This is a genomic window from Granulicella sp. S156 (genome assembly GCF_009766105.1).
GTDB lineage: Bacteria > Acidobacteriota > Terriglobia > Terriglobales > Acidobacteriaceae > Granulicella.
The window spans coordinates 50,578-70,455 of record NZ_LMUH01000022.1 but is presented as its reverse complement, the minus strand read 5'-3'; the positions used below and the strand labels follow the sequence as shown (position 1 = coordinate 70,455).

Genomic DNA, 19,878 nt, shown 5'->3' with positions numbered 1-19,878 from the left:
CCGTGTTGAAGAATGCAGTAAAGAGACCAAATCTGCCGAAGGTTACCGGCGATCTCCTGTCTGGCCCGCGGTGGCGGTGCCGCCGGCAGTGCAGACGCTCTCTTCGCTCTTGGTCAACGGACTCTGGCTCAAGGAGGCTGTATTGAGGCCGGCCACTACGCCGCCCACATCGCCACCGGTTTCGGTAGCGGAGCAAGCGGCAGCTTTGTTGCTGCCGAACGCCGAGCTGCCACTGCCATTCGAGGCCGTGAGGGTCTGGGCCGGAGGAGCGAAGTGGGAACGGACAACTAACATATTGTCCAGAGCGACGAAGTCGGGATGGGTGGAGGTGGAAAAGGTTTGTGCAGAGGAGGACAGAGCAGCGACGGCGGTGTTTTGAGTCGCGCCAACGTTCACCAGACGAAGCATCGACCAGATGGGGTACTTTCCATCGGCTGTGGTAGACAGAGAGACGCTTGCCAGTTCGGATGAGGTGGTGGGAATGACGCCGGCCGAAGCCAATGGATCGACACCGTCGACGGTATAGTAGCGGGCGCTGCTGGTTACTGCGGAGAAACCGGCAAAGTTCGCGGCGCTCCAGAAGCCATAGCCCAGCGAGTTGGAGGTGTTTCCGACCACCGAGCTGAGTTCCTGGCCGGTGCCGATGGCCCGCAGACGTACGCCGCCGCCGGTTGTAGCGAAGTCCAGGGGGTTCTTGAGGACAGTTGAGGGGGTGGTTGCGGGAACAGGCCAGGGTGAGGTGACGGTGCAATTTCTCTGGGCGGCGGGCTGGTTAAGACCCACATCCTGCGAAGTTGCGAAGCTGCCACCGCTGGTACCAACCCGGTTGGGAACATTGAACTCCGTCGTGTTGTAGGTCCCGGAGAGCGGTTCGCGGATGTAAACCGTTACTGGCAAGCTTGACGCCGTGCCAGTCGTTCCATCCAGGAAGAACGCGAGGTTCTGGCTGGTGATGTTTGAGGCGGCGCGGAGCCCGGTGCCGGCAGCGTCGTTGACGGCAACGATGATCGGTGTGGCACCGACGGGGGTGACGAAGAACGAGGACGGGAGCGCGAAGTTAATCACATTGAAGGAGCTGGTCGAACCTGTGATACCAGTTTTGATGGCGCTGCCGTTGGTGTAACCGAGCCCCAGATATTGGGTGCTTGTGCCCACCACAGAGCCGCAGTTGGTGAGTGCGCGCGTGATCGCGAACTCAGCATCCTCCGGGCGAATGTCAGTGCCCGCGAAGTTAACCACAGCCGAATTGAGCTTTGTCGCAACGGCTGAGGGAAGCGCTACTTCATTAGCGGCGCCGAGAATGATGCCATTGGAGGCCGGTGTGGTCGTGGGATAGGCGATGGAGCACGTCGATCCAGTCGAGAGATTTGCGTTGTACAGGCAACGGTTGCCGACTACGGAGTCCGTCGATACGTACGCGTAGATTTGTGAACTTGTACCCGGAGCTGCACAGGTTCCTCCCCCCGTTGTCCACGCAACCCAGGCGCTGCCTTTGTCGCTGAGGGTGCTGCCTGTGCTGGTGTCGTTGGCTTGGACAGAGTTCGTGTTCTCGCTCCACACGCAGGAAGCATTGATCGCTCCAGTAGGAGCGTTTGCACCCAACCCGAGTTCGAGGAACAGGCCGGAAGAGCCCAGTCCGTTCAGAGTAACGGTTTGTGCTTTAACTGACGCCGAACCTGCGACGGACGCCAAGCAAACGGCGAATGCAAATTTCAGAATGCCCTTCATAGAGATTGCTCCTTGGTAGCTGCACTGATTTTTTAGAGGATGACCTGGCCTGGATAACTGCAACGAGAACAAGCCAAAGCCGTTCTACCCGACTTGCCCTCGTGAAAATTGGAGAGGCTTGCCGAGTGCTTCTGTGAGACAGGGGAATTGCCGATGTTCTATTCGGGGCGGCGCATAGATGAGTACGCCCCTGTTCACGTAGACAACCAGAGAACGCGCTCTCAACGGGGCATACTTACAATTCACCGCAGAGCAATCGGGAGTTTACGGCAAGTTCAAGAGAAGCTCGCAACCGGCAATTCTGGCGCTGCTGGAGCCTCGAACGAATCGACGGCTACGCTTTTGTGGTTGTCTCTGAGATAGGCACCAGGGCGTTACCTCAGCGGCTAAAGCCGAGTTGCCATGTAGGCATTTACGGCACCCATTCGACTGCGCTCAGGGCAGGCTTTAAACGCGTGCCCTTAACGAAACGTGACTTTTTCGGCGCCCTCTAAAGCCCGGACCTATTCTCAGAAACAGAAACTAGAGACAAAGCCGATGGCTGCCATTGATTGTGAGTGAGCACTTTTTTATATGTCGTTAACATGAGTTGGTGGAGCCATGTGTAACTATGGTTTTCGAAACGGCCTAAAGAGTCTAGTTACTCGAAGCGACCCTCCCTGCGCACTCTGGGAGCTGCTTGTTGCGTTCCGTTTGGAACGAAAGAGACTGGTATGTCATGCTCTTTCCCCTTCTACATTTCTTCTCGATCACACAATCAGAAAATCCAAAAATAATCGCAAGCAGTCGTTGAGAACCGTATTCCCGATTGTCATTTAAGCGTAGCTGTATCTGGGCCCTCATTCGCCATCATTGAGAAATTCAGAATGACCAGGCTTCTGTGATTTTCCAGAAGACTGAAGGAAAAGGTGTGTCGCATGCAGGATGGAATGGGTACGTTGCGTAAAGTTGCCGGGAAGTTTTTGATCGTCGGCTTGGCTCTGATGGAAGTGCTGGCGATGGCGGGGTGCAGCGGCGGGTCCTCCTCCACATCAGGCAATCAAACCGCGACGCCCGCTTTCAGTCCTGGCGGCGGCTCTTACCATGCGTCACAGCCCGTGACCATCTCGGATGCGACCCAGGGGGCGGTGCTCTACTGCACGACGGACGGAACAACACCGACTACATCCTCGCCCCAGTGCAGCCAGCCGACTACGGTATTCCAGTCGGAGTTCCTGCAGGCCATCGCCGTTGCTCCGAACCTCTCGCCCAGCGCGGTAGCTTCAGCGGGCTACACCATTGGTCTGCCCGCCGCGGCGACGCCGACATTCTCGCCCGGTGGCGGTACCTACACGTCCGCGCAGACCGTGACGATTGGCGACACAACCACTGGCGCGACCATCTACTACACTACCGACGGCACCGTGCCTGCAGCGCCTACGTCCACATCGACCTCGAAGCTCTATACCGGTCCGGTGACGGTCTCAGTGAGCGAACCGCTCAGCGCCATCGCGATAGCGTCGGGTTACGTCGACAGCGAAGTGGCGAGTACAAAGTACACCATCAGCCAGCCTATTGCAGCACCCACATTCTCCGTTCCAACAGGAACGTACACCAGCGCGCAGACCGTAACCATCAGCGATACCGCAGCCGGCGCTGCCATCTACTACACTCTCGACGGCTCCGCTCCAACAGCGAAATCCACTCCTTACACAGGTAAGATCACCGTTTCTAAAACCGAGGTGGTGAGTGCGGTCGCGATCCTCGCAGGCAACAGTAGTGCTGTCTCGACTGCGGCCTATGCGATTGTCCAATCTATTCCCGCGCCGACCTTCAATCCCGCCAGCGGCGCCACTATCACGGCAGGGCAAACCGTAACGATTACAGATGGAGATACAAACGCCTCCATCTACTACACCACTAATGGCACGACTCCAACCGCCAACTCCACTCCTTACACCGCTCCGTTTGCGCTTTCCAACGCGGGTACGGCGACCATCGAAGCTATCGCTATCGATGCCGGCAACAACAGTTCTGTGGCGACTGCCACTTATACGGTCGGGGCGGCTGCTCCTTCTGCACCTAGCTTCAATCCCGCCAGTGGCGCCACTGTCTCTGTGGGACAGACCGTGACGATTACAGATGGAGATACAAACGCCTCCATCTACTACACTCTCGACGGCTCTGTGCCAACAGCGAATTCCACCGCTTACACCGCGCCGGTTGCGCTTACAACTGCCGGCACGGCGACTCTTGAAGCTATCGCTATCGACGCCGGCAAAAGCAGTTCGGCGGCGACTGCCACTTATACAGTTACAACCAACGGTCTTCCACTCGCCGGTGTCGTTTCGAGCGGGGCAAAGTTTATCAACGGCGCCAAGGTGCAGTTATACGCGGCAGGACAGCTCGGCTATGGGTCCGCTGGGACCGCAGTGGGAACTGCAGTGACCACGGACAGCAGCGGCGCCTTTACCTTGAACTACAACTGCCCCGCCGCACCGGGCGATCAGATGTACGTAGTCGCCACAGGGGGCGATAGCGGAAGCGGGGCTAACAGCGGCATCGCGCTGCTGGCGGCTCTGGGCACCTGCAGCAGCCTTCCCTCGTCCGTCACGGTGAACGAAGTAACGACCATTGCTTCGGCTTACGCCCTGTCGGCCTTTGCCACAATTGACACAGCGAATGGCGGCATCGATATCGGCGCGCCGGGCACCGTGACGACCACGGCCACTACCTGCAACGCGGCGAACAACTGGGCGAGCTCCGGCCCCAACACCTGCAACTACACCGGACTGGTCAACGCCTTCAACGCGGTGAACAATCTGGTCAATGTCTCGACCGGGCAGGCGCTTACCCATACTCCCGCTTATCCGACGGACCTAGCAGGCGATTCGAATATCGTGAACAACAGCCAAGTGCCGACGACGCGTATCAATGCGTTGGCGGATATGTTGGCCTCCTGCGTGGAGAGCAGTGGCTCTGGTTGCAGCAGCGGCGGCGGCCTGTTTACTGCGGCGTCAACCACAGGTTCCACACCTATCACGCCCACTGATACGCTGCAGGCGGCGCTCAACATCGCGCAGAATCCTGGTAACAACGTCGCGGATCTGCTGAAATTGGTTTCGACGACCCCTCCTTACAGCATCACAAGCACAGATACCGGCACGCTTGTCTTGAGCGGCAGCGGCGCGCCGGTGGATCTGACCCTGGCTCTCACCTTCACCGGGGCCGGTCTGGGGATTTACCCCGCTACCACTACGCTTTCAGACGGCAACCAAGGGATCGTCAATACGTCCCTCGGTATTGATGCTGCGGGAAACATCTGGGTCGGGGCATTCCTCACAGGAAACCCATACTTTGGTCAGCTCAATGGCGAGATGGTTGCGGAGTTCAACGCTCTTGGCGCGCATGTGACGCAGCCAACCACCTTGAGTCCGGGGGCTACTCCTCAGCCGGCTTATGGCGGGTTCAATCCGCAGCCGACCCTTACCCCCGCGAACTCGGGGATCACGATGCTCACCATTGATCAAACGGGGAATATCTGGACGAACAATGGAGGCAGCGGAGGTAGCTCTCTAGATCAATATCTGCTGGAGATAAGCTCCAGCCTTTCCCTGCTGAACACAGAGCGTCAGAGTCAGAGTGGAGCTCCGACGAGCGTCACTCTAGATTCCAGTGGCAACGTCTGGTACACCTCGTCCTTGCCCAATGTGGTTGAGCTTCCGTCCACCGGAACTACCGGCGTCACCGGACCGAACCTTGGCAACACCATCTCCGGCCTCGCCCTGGCCTATCTGGCTTTCGACTCCAACGGGGGATTATGGGTATCTGGCAGTAATGCTTCCGGCACCGATGTGTATCAGATCAACACGTCGGACGGAAGCATTCTCTACGACGCATTTCCGTCGAGTTCTACCGGTCTTCCAACAACTCTGGCAGCGGATGGTGCCGGAAATATCTACGCATGCGACCCGACCGGTTTGAATCTGGATGTATTCAACGGGGGCGTCCTCATAAACTCCCACTCGATTACGACCCAAAGGGCTTGCGGCTCGCAACTGGTTCTGGATGGACAGGGTCACCTGTTTGCGGTGCTCGACAACGGTTCCGGTTTCCCAATTCGCAACCAATACCTCGGTATCGACGAGTACACAATCGGGGGGACGCCGGCTTTACCGGCCATAACGCTGATTTCACCGGCCCTAACTGGTTATACCGGCAGCAGCAGCGCGGAGGCGCCGACACTGAATCCCGATACCACTAACTACACCCAGGCACCTCCAGGAACCGGCGCAGCCATCGACCGCTCGGGCAACCTCTGGGTTCTGAATGTCGACACAGACGGTACCAACTTCAGCGTCCCCGGTGCCCCCACTGTCCAGCCGGGCAATGTGCTGGTGGAGTATATCGGCATCGGAGCGCCGGTGATCACACCCGCATCGACCGGCCTGGCGACCTTCATGCTGGGATCGCGTCCATGACGAGCGCAGGCTGGCGCGGAAAATACTCGGAGAAATAATGTGGGCATCGCAACCGTTTCGCATAGATATGCAAATCTCGACTCTGCTTTCACCGCCCTCTGTATCCACGGCTCACGCTCTGGACACGGAGGAAAGACGACATCCGTCTTCGCTGAGAGATGCGAAGCGTCAAGGACCAGTTGCGCCCTGCGGGCAGGGTATAGGAGCAGCGAGAATGCAGATCGTTCAGAGAACACAGATCTATGTTCGTCGGAACAGCGGCCCAAGCTTTACGGAGCCGGAATTGCCTACGGAGGATGCAACGTATCTGGAGCCGACACCGCTCGAAGAGCGCGCCTCGACTGGAGACAAGGAGTGGCAGGATTCTGTGCAGACTCTCCAGGGCGATTCAAGGGAGGCGTTCATCCTCGCACTGTACGACGAGTACCGGCCCAGGCTCTACCGGTACATGCAGAGCATGCAATTGGGGCGCGATCATGCGGACGAAGTCATCCAGGAGACTTTTATGCGCCTCACCATAGAGCTTCTCAAGGAGAACAAGATCGAGAACGTCCAGGGATGGATCGTTCGGGTGGCCCACAACCTTGCCATCAACGTATTGAAAAAGGAGCGCGGGACAGTGGTGAATGACGAGGCTCGCAGTTTTGTGATGGAGAATCGAGCCGATCCTGCGTTGAGCCCGGAAGAGACCTATGCGAATAAGGAGCAACTCAAGCTCATGAAAACTGTGCTTTCAAGCCTGAAACCGCAGCATCGGCAGTGCTTTCAGATGCGGGCGCAAGGCTTCCCCTATAAGGACATCGGTCTCGCGCTGGGGTTCAGCGAACAACGGGCTGCGTTTGTGGTGAAGCAGGTGGCAGTGCGCCTGGCAGCAGTCTATGGGTTGCGGAATGGTGGGCAGGGTGATCGATAAGCTGCTGCGGCATTTTCATCCAAATCCCGATATCCATCTCTCGGACGAACGATTGGCGGCCTTGTTTTGCGGGGAGCTTTCGCTCTTCGAGAGATGGGCGGCACGGCGGCATCTGGCGCAGTGCATGGAATGCCGGATGCATCAACGGAGCCTCGAAGGGCCACGCGCCGAACATATGATCCAGCTGTTTCGCGAGAGCCTGAACGACGCGGACATGATCCCTCAGGAAAAGTCCCGCACGGCGTTTGCGATGTGGCTGAAGTTTCAGTTGCGGCAGGAGGCTTCGCGGCAAAAATGGACCGTTCCGACTTATGCCACCTGGAGGCCGAGCTTCGCATCGGCGTCGATCGGAGTGGTTTTTGGGCTGGTTACGGGAGCTTCGGTCTTTACGTTCCTATACCGAGAACGCGTTCCGAGTATCAGCGCGAATTCTCTGCTGGTTCGTGCCGAGAATTGGGACACGCCCCATGCCGCAGCGAGCCCCGGAGTTGCGCACCAGACAGTTCAAATTAAGACGGAGAAACAGACATTCAAGCGATCGGTCTACTGGGATGTGCAAGGAAGGCACCGCCCGAAGACAACGGCCTTGTCCGTTGACGAGGAGCAACTCCGTTCGACACTTGGCGAGGCGGGAGTCGACTGGAACCAACCCATCTCCGCCTCCACGTATCAGGCATGGCACGATCGTCAGCACATACGCACCGATCGCATCGACCGTAGCGGCCTTCATCTGCTAACGCTGACAACAACCGTGCCGGACGGGGAAGTGTCGGAAGAATCGTTGACCGTGCGCGACACCGATTTTCATCCGGTCGCACGGAGAGTTGGCTTCCGAGACAACGAGACCGTGGAGATTGCCGAACTCGATTTCACGATCCTTCCGTGGAGCGCCGTCGATCCGAACGCCTTTGAACCGTTGGGAGGGATGGAAGAACAGGTAGGCGGGGTTGGCGGCCATAAGATGGCTGAGTCGCAACCTCTTCTCCCGGTGCTGCATGTTCCGCTGGCGCCCACTCCCGAACAACTGGATGAGACCGAGCTTACTGTCAGGCTCATTCTGAACCAACTCGCCGCGGATACCGGCGAGCAAATCGAGATCCATCGGCTTCCGCAGGCCATTGAGGTGGATGGCCTGGTCGAGACGGAAGAGCGCAAGCGGGAACTGGCATCTCGACTTGCGTTAGTGCCACGGTTGAAGCTCGTCCTCCAGAGCGCGGCGCAGATGCGGGAAGCTCCGCTCACTGGAAGTGAACCGGTCAGCGTGCAGGCGGCGTCTTTGCCCGATCACCCGTCGGCGCTGGAAAAATATCTTCGGGCTCGCGGGCGGAACGTTGACGACATCAATGCTATGGCGCAGCAGGCCTTCAGCGCTGCCCTCGCGATCAGTCATGAGAGCGGCGCGATAGCCGATTTGAAGACGCACTTCGTGACCACACAGCAAACATCCGTCGTCGATTCGGCCACGATCGTGGAGTTGCTCTACAGCCATCATGCTCGTCTGGAAACCGCTCTACGCCAGGAGCATGCGCTGCTGGCGCAGATGGAGGGGGGAGTGCCCTTCGATGGACGCGCACTGGCACAGGGCGCAGGCTCGCTTAGCGATGAGGCGTCCAGAAATCTTGCGTTTGTGAAGGAGTTGACACGGACCGATGCTCCTGCTGAGCGAGGTGCGGAAGCGATCTTCGCCAACATGTCCTCGACGCTGGATCGCATCGCCGGAGCTGCGGACCAAGCCTATGGGGAGTCTGCGAAAGACTCTCGCCGGAATACAGAGAAGTAGGAGAGCCCGGTCATGCAGCACCTTATCGTTCCCAGTCCGCTTTCACGTTTTGCATCTGCCCGGCAATGCCGGAGGCGGCAGGATAGGCGTGCAATCGCCGGTTTTCTCTCCGCACTTTGTATAACAGCGTTGGCCGCAGTGACTGCTGGCTGTGGCAGTGCCTCTACCTCGAAGGCGACTGCTGGGCCTATTGCAACGAGTACGTCCAGCGGGACAGCGGTGAAGACCAGCGTCCTCGCTGTAGGTTCATCTGTGAACTTCAGCATGATGCCGGTTGGAGACAAGAGCAGCGCAGGCGTCGATTGGACCGTGACCTGTGAAGGCAATCCAGTTACGGGCAGTATTGTTAATGGCGCGTGCGGCACACTGGCTCCGGCTCACACCTCGGACGGGGCGCCCACGGTCTACACGGCTCCGTCCGTAGCGCCGATCGGAGGAGCTATTACTGTCACTGCGACAGTGACCAGCAATCCAGCGCAAAGCAGCAGCGAGAGCCTCACCATCGTCGCATCGCCAATTGGTGTTGCGTTCACTACTGCTGTACCAAGCTCTCTGCAGATCAACGTACCGGTAATCCTCAACGTTGCAGTGACCAATGATCCGTTGGCTGCGGGCGTGATCTGGACGGCCACCTGTGGCGCAACTGGCGCGTGCGGGTCGTTCAATCTGCCCCAGGGGCTGTCCACGACGTATACCGCGCCCTCCGTCGTGCCGGCGGGCGGCACGGTAACGATTACAGCGACCTCGCTAACCGACACTACCAAGTTCGCAAGCGCAAAGGTGACGATCACTGCGCCGCCCCCGCCCGTCCCGGTGACGGTGAGCGTGTTGCCATCGAGTGTGTATGTGACAAGCACCAGCGGCCCAGCTCACTCGACCTCATTGACGGCGATCGTTGGCAACGATCCGGCTGCAGCCGGTGTCGACTGGTCTCTCAGTTGTGGTGCGTCGACTTGTGGAACGTTGAATGCGTCGGTCAAGGCGCATACCGCGAGTGGGGTTTCAGTAAGTTATGCGGGCCCCTCCACTGTTCCTCCTGGTGGAACAGTCACCATTACGGCGACGTCCACGACGAATCCGGCGATATCGGCATCGGCTACAGCGACGGTCCTTACGACTGCACCGATTGTCGTTACGATGTCCTCCGCGCCTCCTGCCGCGTTGACTGCGGGAACGCAAGCGACGCTTGCGGCTACGGTAGCTGCTGATCCGAACAGCCTAGGTGTGAACTGGACGGCGAGCTGCGGTGGTACAGGCGGGTGTGGCAGCTTCAATCTGTCTCCCGCACACACCGCAAGCGCAGGGAAGATCGTCTACACAGCCCCTGCTTCGGTTCCCACGGGCGGCCTGGTGACGATCACTGCGTCTTCGCCGGCATCCACGCCATCGAATTCCGCTATCGCCGTCATCACGGTGGTTGTTGCGCCACCCTCTCTCACCTTCAAGCAGGCACCGCCTGCCATGATGACAGCCGTGACGCAGGCTCCTATCAGTGCCACGGTTACGAACGATGTTGCGCCCGGAGGCGTCAACTGGTCGGTGCAATGCAGCAGTACCGTTCCCGGCGGCTGCGGCTGGATCGGTCCTGTCCAGACGGCGAGCGGTGCGACGGCCGTCTACACCGCACCGCCGGTCACGTCGGCTGGAACCACGGTGACGGTTACGGCAACGTCAGTCGCAAATCCCAGCGTGAGCATTAGCTCGAGTGCCATTGCGATTAGCCCGTCGACAGTTCTTTCGGTTGGCTTCATTCCGTCATTGCCTGCGCAGATCCAGACGAATGCAACCGTGAACCTGACCGCCGCAGTGGCCAACGATACGACGAACGCGGGCGTGGACTGGCAGGTATGTGCGAGCGGCTGCGGTTTCTTTACGGTGAAGCCCGCGATCCCAGCGATTCCAGCTACGACGACTACACCCTACGTTCCGGCAGTTCCGGCGGTGACGGCGCCCACCGTCTCGGGCTGGTCCAATGGCCTGCCGATTCCTTACACCGCTCCATCCGAGCCGCCCACGTCGGGTGTGGTTGTGGTGGAGGCGTTGTCCCATGCGGACGGGACAACGGCGAACTCGGGAACCATTGCTGTCACCACAAGCTTGACTGGGCCAGCACTGAGCGGTGAGGTTCAGGCAGGAACGCAGCCGGTGGTGGGTGCCTCCGTCTTTCTGTATGCCGCCGGGACAAGCGGATATGCCTCGGCCTCTTCGAAGATCGCGACAACTACGACAGACAAAAACGGCAACTTTACGGTGCCTGCCGGTTATACATGCCCATCCTCCACCAGCGAGATGTACGTGGTGGCCACGGGCGGAAAAGTTGGGACCAACGCCGCGAATCCGAATCTCTCTATGATGACGGCGCTGGGAAGCTGCAACGGGCTTGGCTCCAGTGCGGTTGTCGTCAACGAAGTCACGACCGTTGCTTCAGCATGGGCAACGGCGCCTTTCGCAGCCAACGATGCGCTCACCGGCAATGGTAGTTCTCTCTACCTGGGCACGAGCAGTGGGAATCTCTCCGGGCTTGCAAATGCGTTTGCCGCGGTGAACAACCTGGTCGACATCACAACTGGGCAGGCAAGATTCGTGACACCTGTCACGAACGCGGCGGTTCCCTATGTGGAGATTGATACGCTGGCCGATTTCTTGAATGCCTGCACGGCAACCTCGGGCGGTGTGGAAGGTGACGGGAGTCCTTGCGGCGTGTTGTTCGCCGCGACGGATACGCTCGGAACAGGAACGTTCAGCGGATCCATTGCGCCGTCCGACACACTGCAGGCTGCGTTCAACATCGCACAGCAACCCGTGACGAACTTTGGCTACACATTAAATTCCACGGACCTCATCAGCCTGGCAACTTCCAGTGCGCCTTTTCAGCCGATCCTTACTGCACTGCCGAATGACTGGTCGATCTCACTGAACTACACCGGTGGGGGCGGCCTTACTACTGCGAGCACAGTTGGTTCATTCGCAGTCGATGCCAGCGGCAATCTTTGGATTACAGACACTACGGCTGGCGATGTCATTGAATGGAATGCTGCAGGCGCCGCACTCTCCCCCTCCAGCGGCTTCCCCGCAGGCGGCGGTCTGGTTGCGATCGATGCAAACGGTAATGCGTGGGTTTCCGGCAACGGCGTCCTAAGCGAACTTACGAACCTGGGAACACCCGTACTTGGAAGCCCCTTCGCAGGGGTGGCTGGAGGCGGTAGCGATATGACTTTCGATGCCCAGGACAATCTATGGATTGCCAACGGCGTGGGTGTAAACGAGTTCAACAATCTCGGAGTGGAGCTGTCACCGGCATCCGGGTTCACCAATACAGGGATTTCTGGCATCACCGCCGTCGGCGTCGACAGCTCGAACAATGTGTGGATCGGAAATCTAAACATCGCCGCTCCCGCTCAGGCCTCTTTTTCCGAACTGACGAATCCAGGCGGAGAGCTGATTACGGATAGCGCTAATAGCGGCGGCGTCGGGATACCAGGGACGGTCCTCCCTGGGTTGGCCGCGGATGGCGCGGGCGATATTTGGGGCATAACCACAGACGATGAGGTATGCAAGGCTCCGCCATACGGCGGCAAAGGATTGAGCTTGATCCTCAACTGCCTCACCGCCGCCAATACCGCTAATGCAGGCGGCGGCTACTTATTTCTAAATGCCAACGGCCTTGCACTCGATGGTGCCGGGACGCTGTGGGTATCGAGTGTTGGTGGACCGGCAACCGGTGGTGGGCCAGCGGTTTTACCGAGCATCCTTCCTTTCTCCGCGAGCGTTGCTAGTAGTCAAAATTTTCTTTCTTCGCCCAGCCTCGCCGCCGGACCACTGCGCGTTGCCGTGGATGGATCCGGCAATGTCTGGGTGCTACTCGCCAACAACACAGTCACGGAATATGTGGGAGTTGCCACGCCGGTGGTCACGCCTATCGCATTGGGCGTGAAGAACAAGAAGCTGGCGGCGAAGCCATGAGAGAGGCAGTTGGATTGTCGCCGGCCCGTTCCTACCGAATATCTGAACAAGAGGAAGTGATGAAGATCCCTGTGAGCACGCTCAAGAGAATTTGTATTTCACAAAGCTTTCGTCCGGCAACGCTTGCCCTGCTGTTAGCCGGCTTTGCAGCGGTTTCGGGCTGCAGCTCCAACAGCTCTGTATCCAATATTAAAGTCGGGTCGATTGCTTTCACGGACACGAATGGAACTCCTTTGAAGACCCCTCCGGCTTCGCTCACAACCGGACAAGGCACCTATGTCGACGTGACGCTGACGAACGACCCGCAGTTGTTGGGCGCGGACTGGAGCGTCTACTGCGGCAGCGCACTGCCGCCAGGGTCCCCGCTGCCACCGGGACAGACGCAGGACGAATCGTGCGGCACGTTTACTCCCGCGCACACGATGAGCGGCCCGATACCAAGTTATGTGACTAGTGGAGCCGGCTACGTGGCGTCCTATACCGCGCCCCTTGCTACACCGAAACTCGGGACGGTCACCCTCTATGCTGTCGCGACCAGCGATCACAGCAAGTTCTCCAGCGTGACGCTGACCATCGGTGGCCTTCCCATCTCGGTTGGATTCGCGCCGACGCCGCTAGCCACCCTGCACACAGCTGATACCACTCAGCTCAGAGTGGTGCTGAATAACGATGTGACAGATGCCGGTGTGAACTGGACTGTGATCTGCGGATCGAGCGATTGTGGCTCGTTCGATCCGGTCAAGACTACAAGCGCTGTGGATACGATCTACACCGCTCCCGCAACGGTGCCGACAGGGGGCACTGTAAAGGTGACTGCTACTTCGATTGCGGATCCGACAAAGGCCGTCAGCGCCACGATCTCGATCAATTGACAGAGATATTTCCTCATAGGGACAACAGGACCAAGGGAGAAGAAAAATGCACAGATTTAGACGGATGGTGGCTGGGCTTGTTTTAGCATCGTGTGTCGTGGCGCAGGCGCAGAGCGGTACGGATCAGGCGTCAGACAAGCCAACTAAGACAAAGACCGCGAAAGCGAAGGCGCCGACGCAGGAAGAAATTCTGCTGGAGCAGTTGAACGAGAAGTTTCAAAAGCTCGATCAGCTCAATAGCAAGTTGAACGATCTGGAGCAGAAGTACGAGGCTCTCCAGCAGCGGATGGCAGCGCGCGATGGAGAGTTGGAGCAGGCTCGCAAGGACGCAGCCGATGCCAAGCAGAAGCTCGAAGCCACGCAAGCTGTTATCGGCACGGATGGCTCCGCTGTGACGACGTTGCAGAGCGACGTGGCAAACCTGAAGACGGAATCGAGTTCGCTTTCATCGCAGGTTCAGGCTGGCCAGCAAGAGACGAAGAAGCTCGAAAATCCTGACACGATTCACTACAAGGGAATCGATCTCAAGCCGGGGGGCTTCCTGGCGGCTGAAACCGTCGACCGGCAACGCGCGATCGGCGGCGATGTGAATACCCAGTTCTCCGGAATTCCATTCGCCGGTACAACAGCCGGCGAACTGTCGGAGTTCAACGCTAGCGGCAGGCAGTCGCGTATTTCGCTGTTGGCAGAAGGCAAGCTGCCGTCCGCGACACTGCGAGGATATTTCGAGGCGGACTTTCTTTCCGCAGGTACTACCTCGAACGACAACCAGAGCAACAGTTATCCATTGCGCTTGCGCCAGGCGTGGGCACAGGCCGAACTGAACAGCGGTTGGATGCTGACGGGCGGTCAGATGTGGTCGCTCGCCACTGAGTACCGGCACGGTCTGAGCAACAACGCAGAAGCTGTGCCGCTGACGATCGACTCACAGTACAACGTAGGGTTCACATGGGAGAGGCAGTACGGTTTTCGTGTGGTGAAGAGGCTGTCGGATAAGTTCTGGATCGGCGGATCTGTTGAAGAGCCGCAGACACTCAACATCGGCGGTCACAATCTACCCACGATTGCTTATCAGGAGACAGGGAATTCGGGCGGCCTTTATAACCCCACGGCGAACTACAGCTTCAACGAAGCACCAGACCTGCTTGCTAAGGCGGCCTACGAAACCAACTGGGGACACTTCGAACTCTTCGGCGTAGCCCGCTTCTTCCGCGACCGTGTCTACCCGAATGGCCCCGCTCCCGCCGGCGCTTCCCAGCCGGTTACGACTTCTGCGCTTGGCGCTTATACAACGAAGACCGATGGTGGCGGCGTGGGCGCGAATGCGCGGGTGTGGTTGTTTGCCAAGCAGCTGGAGATTGGCGCGCATATTCTCGCCGGGAACGGCATCGGACGCTACAGCTCTGCGCAGTTGCCGGACGCTACGGCCCATCCCGACGGCTCGCTCGAACTGCTTACGGGCGGTTCGGCGTTGGGTTCGGTCGAATGGCATGCAACGCGGCGTCTCGATCTGTACGCCTATTACGGAGGCGAATACGCAAAGCGTGCCTGGTACAACACCGGATATACCGTCACGACTGCCGGTCCCACGCTGGGCCAGCCGATCCTGGGCGGTTACGGCGCTCCCACCAATAATGTGGCCGGCTGCTATGTGGAGGTGCTGCCTGTCACCTCGCCAAACGGCGGTGGCAATGTGGCTTCCAGCCCATCCAACTGCAACGCGGATAACCGCAACATCCAGGAAGGAACCTTTGGCTATTGGTTCCGCTTCTACAGGGGGACTCGTGGGACTTTGCAGCAGGGCTTTCAGTACTCCTATGCCGAGCGCCGGACGTGGCAGGGTATTGGTAATCCAGCAGCCGGCTTGACCAACTCTCCAAAGGCCATCGACAACATGTTCTTCACATCGTTTCGCTACTACCTTCCGCAATGAAGACGGGAATGGGAACTGCAACACGGAAACAAGGACTAGGAGCCTGTAAGAAGATGCTTCGATCATTTCGATGGCTGCTGCTCGCGATGGCGCTGATCACAGTGTTCAGCGCCTTGCGCCTTGACGGACAGACGGCCACTGGGCGCTTTTCTGGTCAGATTACCGATCCGGACGGAGCCGCGATTCCTGAGGCAACCATCCAGATCGTCAATCAGGACACGCTGGTGAAGCGTGAGGCCAAAACAGATAGCGCTGGTTCGTACACTGTTCCCGGTCTCCCTCCCGGGCACTATCAGCTCATTGTGGAGGCGCAGGGATTCAGCCGGAGATCGAGCCAGATTCTTTCTCTTGCCGCCGGGCAGGCGGTCGTCTTCAATGCTCAGATCTCGGTCACTACCGTCAGTCAAGATGTAAATGTCAGTGCCGGGGCGCTCACTACGGTCGACACAAACTCGGCGTCCATGTCTACGACATTGAACAGCAGCGAGGTCACCGGCTACGGGTTGAACGGCCGCAATTTTTTATCTCTCAGTGCTCTCTCTCCCGGTGTCAGTAACCAGACTGGGCAGGATGAGGCCAAGGTTGGCGTGTCCGGAAGCGCGAAGTTCAGCGTCAATGGCGGTCGCGTGGAATACAACACCTTCGAGGTGGATGGTAGCGATGTGCTCAACACCAGCATCAACACCAGCCGCGGGCAGGGCGAGCCGCTTGTTGTCTATCCGAGCGTCGACTCTATTCAAGACATGAAGATCCTTACCGCCGACTACAGCGCGCTCTACGGCAAGAGCGCCTCGGGAAGCGTTCTGGTGACAACGAAATCGGGCACGGAGAAGTTTCACGGTGTCGCCTATGATTTTCTCCGCAATGAGATGTTCAACGCGAGAAATTATTTCGATCAACCAAATCCAGAACCTCAGGGTTTCCAAGGGAAGCCCACCTATCGCACGCCGCTCTATCGCCGGCTCGACTTCGGCGGCACAATTGGCGGCCCCATCTATATCCCTGGCGTTTACAACGTCAGCAAGACAAAGACCTTCTTCTTCTTCTCTGAAGAGATTCGCCGCGAAAAGACCCCGGTCGATTACAACCAGGCCGTGCCTACGATGGCCGAGCGGGCCGGGAATTTCTTCGACGTATGTCCGACGCCGTCTCCAGGGTGGTCCGGAGCGTTCAGTACGTCACAGTATCCCGATTGTCCGCAAGCAGGCATCAATGCCAAATCCTTCAACAGCACCGCGGGCGCAACCTACCAAGCCGGCCTTCAGCTACCGGTGGATTACACGAGTGCGGCGATTCTCAACTCCGGTCTGATCCCCGCGCCCAACTCGGCCAGTGGCTGCAATTCGACCAACTCCTCACCGCTGTTTCATTGTTTCGTGGCCTCCGTTTCGCCGCCGACGCACTGGCGGGAGGAGTTGTTTCGCATCGACCACAACCTGACGGAGCGGGAACGTCTGTCGTTTCGTTATGTGCATGATGCGTGGGATACCGTGACGCTTGCTCCGCAATGGGGCATCGTCCAGAACAGCTTTCCTACGGTCGAAAACCAGTTCAATGGTCCTGGCCTGGATATGGTCGTTATGCTGGCGCAGGTCCTGCCGCATGGAATCAGCAACCTTATGTCGGCAGGCTACGAGGTTGAGCACATCTCCCTCGCTCCGCAGCCGGGAGTCGGAGTCGCGTCCCTCAGCCGACCGCCGAGCCTCGGCGATCCAGCTTCTCAGGGAGGAACACCTGTCACCGGTACGTCCTGCGCTGTGTTTTCGGCGCCGAACGCGGCCTATGGTCCTCCGTCCGTGACCGAGTGCCCCATGGGTTACATCTTCAACAATGGCTACGGCGGCGACAAGCTGCCGGGATTGGTCTTTCAAGGGACCAACGGGGCGTATGGGGGGCATGGATTTGCCGTGGATACGGGGTACGCGCCGTGGAAACAGGACAATCCTACGTTTACCATCCGCGACGACGCGAGCGTGATTGTCGGAAAGCATATCTTGCAGTGGGGATTCTGGGGATCCTATGTGCAGCAGAACGAGCTAAGCGCTGTTACAGGAGCCAACTCCGGCGACCTGCAGGGATTGCTCACCTTCAGCAATCAGCAATCGACTAATACCTCTGGCAATGCCTTCGCCGACTTCCTGAGCGGCTCAGGCTTTTTGCCGGAAGCTAACGCGAACCTACAAGCGCAGCTCCCCGGAGTCGCTATCAAGAGTTACACGCAGGATAGCGGACAGGCGGAGTATCACAGCCGCTACAAGACAGCCGACCTCTATCTGCAGGACGACTGGCGGATACTGCCTCACCTGACGATCAACGCCGGCTTCCGCGCCAGCCTCCTCGGCGCGTGGTACAACCCCAACGGCACGGCCTATAACTGGCGGCCCGAGGCCTTCAGCCAATCCCTTGGCTCGTCCATCTATATCGACCCTAAGCAGGGAAACCTGGTGTTCAAGAACAGCGGAAAGGCGGTTGGCCTGAACCTTGCCGCGCTCGATCCTACGATCGTGAACGGATTGATGCAGTGCGGAGCCAAGGGCGGCGTGTCCGATAGCTGCATGTCCAATAGTTTGTTCCATCCCTCGCCGCGCGTAGGGTTTTCCTGGGATCCGTGGGGCGATGGCAAGACCGCGATCCACGGTGGTTATGGTCTTTTCTGGGAGCATGGAACCGGCTATGAAGCCAATGTCGGCTCGCTGATCGGCAGTGCACCTTTGGTCTTGAGCGAGACTCAGTCGAATATCAGTGCGAGTGCGGGCTCCTCTAGCGACGCTTACAACCTCATTGGGGGCTTCTGCCAGGACGGCACTACACAGTGCGGGGGCAACACTGGCGGCGCCACCTTCCCCTTGAACGTAACTTCGATCCCCAAGAAGGCCGTGTACTCCTATACCCAGCAATGGAGCCTGAGCATTCAGCGCGAAGTGAGCAAGGGGATGATCGGCCAGATCGCCTACGTCGGCACCAAGGGCACGCACCTGACGGCGGTGAGCGATCTGAATCAGTTGCAGCCGCTCAGCAACGGGTTGAATCCCTTTGGGCCGGGGCAACCGGTCACTGCTGCCGTCTGCACCACCGGGGCCAACAATGGTGCTTTTTCCGTAGCAGGCCAGAATGGTAGCAGCGGCATCACGATCCCCAATTCTTCTGCCATCGGCCCCAACGATCCTGGTTACGCGAACATATTCATCGCCTGCACCGGCAATCCGGGGTTCGCCAGTTTTGCTGGTGTGGGTCCCAAAAAGCTTGGCGTAAGCGCCGATGCTTTGCGGCCCTATCTTGGGTTCAGCAACATCATCTCGGTCCAGAACGTAGCCGATTCCGAGTACAACGCCCTTCAGGCTACGCTTCGCCAGACGACCGGGCCGCTGACTGTCGGCATCGCCTATACCTACAGCCACTCTCTCGACGACTCCTCCGACCGTGCCTCGGCGAACTTCGCCAACTCACTCGACATCCACTCCAATCACGCCACCTCAGACTTCGACCAGCGGCAACTACTGAACGTCAGCTACATCTATGATCTTCCGCTACTGCATCTGCTCCATGGCTTTACCCATCTGACGGGCGACGGTGGCGATTCGGATGATGCCCCCGTCCCCAGCCCCGCTCCAACCGCAACGGACTTCTCGCCCCTTCTGAAGACAGCGCTGGGAGGATGGCAGATTAGCGGCATCACCAGCTACTCCACCGGGACGCCCTTCAGCGTCATCAACGGAGGCGGCGGGGACGGCACGGGCGCAGCGGACAATGCCGGCGTAGGCGATGGGCTGGGGGTGGGGTCCTATCCGGATGTGATCGGCAAAGCGGGCGCAGGCAAGCCGTTTGTCGCGCAGAGCGCCAATAATGTGGGGCCGCTGCTGCTGAACCCGGGCGCCTTTGCTGCGCCGCGCGGCCTTACCTTCGGCAATGCTGGACGCAACTCCTTGAACAACCCTTCGCGCATCAACTTCAACGTCTCCCTGTTCAAACACTTCAAGCCGACGAAGCTCCTGGATATCGAGTTTCGCGCCGAGGCTTTCAACGTCTTCAATCACACCCAGTTCCGCATCACCGATCCGAGCCATCCGGGCAATACCGGCAACAACGTCATCAACTGTTACGGCAGCCAGACCGAACTCTACTCCGCGGGCGCCTCCGGCTGCCTCGCCGGAAACTCCTTTCTGCATCCGGTGGACGCGCACGACCCGCGCATCCTGCAGTTCGGCCTGAAGGGCAGTTTCTAGCAAAGA

8 protein-coding genes are annotated in these 19,878 nt (G+C 58.8%); 7 read left to right on the top strand and 1 reads right to left on the bottom strand.

Features of this window, described 5'->3' with window-relative positions; translation table 11 throughout:
* Positions 1–42 precede the first annotated feature (42 nt).
* Positions 43–1,728, bottom strand: coding sequence for a hypothetical protein (locus GSQ91_RS16050; RefSeq protein ID WP_158822777.1), 1,686 nt, complete (start codon positions 1,726–1,728; stop codon positions 43–45).
* A 917-nt stretch (positions 1,729–2,645) separates the two neighbouring features.
* Between GSQ91_RS16050 and GSQ91_RS16045 the strand changes: the two genes are divergently transcribed.
* From GSQ91_RS16045 to GSQ91_RS16015, 7 genes are all read left to right on the top strand, one after another.
* Positions 2,646–6,188: an S-layer family protein gene (locus GSQ91_RS16045; protein WP_158822776.1), complete on the top strand. Its 3,543-nt coding sequence runs from the start codon at positions 2,646–2,648 to the stop codon at positions 6,186–6,188.
* Positions 6,189–6,402: 214 nt separating this feature from the next.
* Entirely contained in the window at positions 6,403–7,101 is a 699-nt protein-coding gene (locus tag GSQ91_RS16040; protein ID WP_158822775.1) for an RNA polymerase sigma factor, read from the top strand.
* A gap of 136 nt (positions 7,102–7,237) precedes the next feature.
* Positions 7,238–8,881: a hypothetical protein gene (locus GSQ91_RS16035; RefSeq protein WP_158822774.1), complete on the top strand. Its 1,644-nt coding sequence runs from the start codon at positions 7,238–7,240 to the stop codon at positions 8,879–8,881.
* Between the two features lie 138 nt (positions 8,882–9,019).
* Positions 9,020–12,844 carry a hypothetical protein gene (locus GSQ91_RS16030; protein WP_254064697.1) on the top strand — a complete coding sequence of 1,275 codons (3,825 nt, stop codon included), beginning with the start codon at positions 9,020–9,022 and terminating at the stop codon, positions 12,842–12,844.
* Between the two features lie 59 nt (positions 12,845–12,903).
* Positions 12,904–13,716, top strand: a complete 813-nt coding sequence (locus GSQ91_RS16025; RefSeq protein WP_158822772.1) for a hypothetical protein — start codon at positions 12,904–12,906, stop codon at positions 13,714–13,716.
* A gap of 46 nt (positions 13,717–13,762) precedes the next feature.
* Positions 13,763–15,649 carry a hypothetical protein gene (locus GSQ91_RS16020; RefSeq protein WP_158822771.1) on the top strand — a complete coding sequence of 629 codons (1,887 nt, stop codon included), beginning with the start codon at positions 13,763–13,765 and terminating at the stop codon, positions 15,647–15,649.
* Positions 15,650–15,702: 53 nt separating this feature from the next.
* Positions 15,703–19,872: a carboxypeptidase-like regulatory domain-containing protein gene (locus GSQ91_RS16015; protein WP_254064630.1), complete on the top strand. Its 4,170-nt coding sequence runs from the start codon at positions 15,703–15,705 to the stop codon at positions 19,870–19,872.
* The last annotated feature ends 6 nt before the right edge of the window (positions 19,873–19,878 follow it).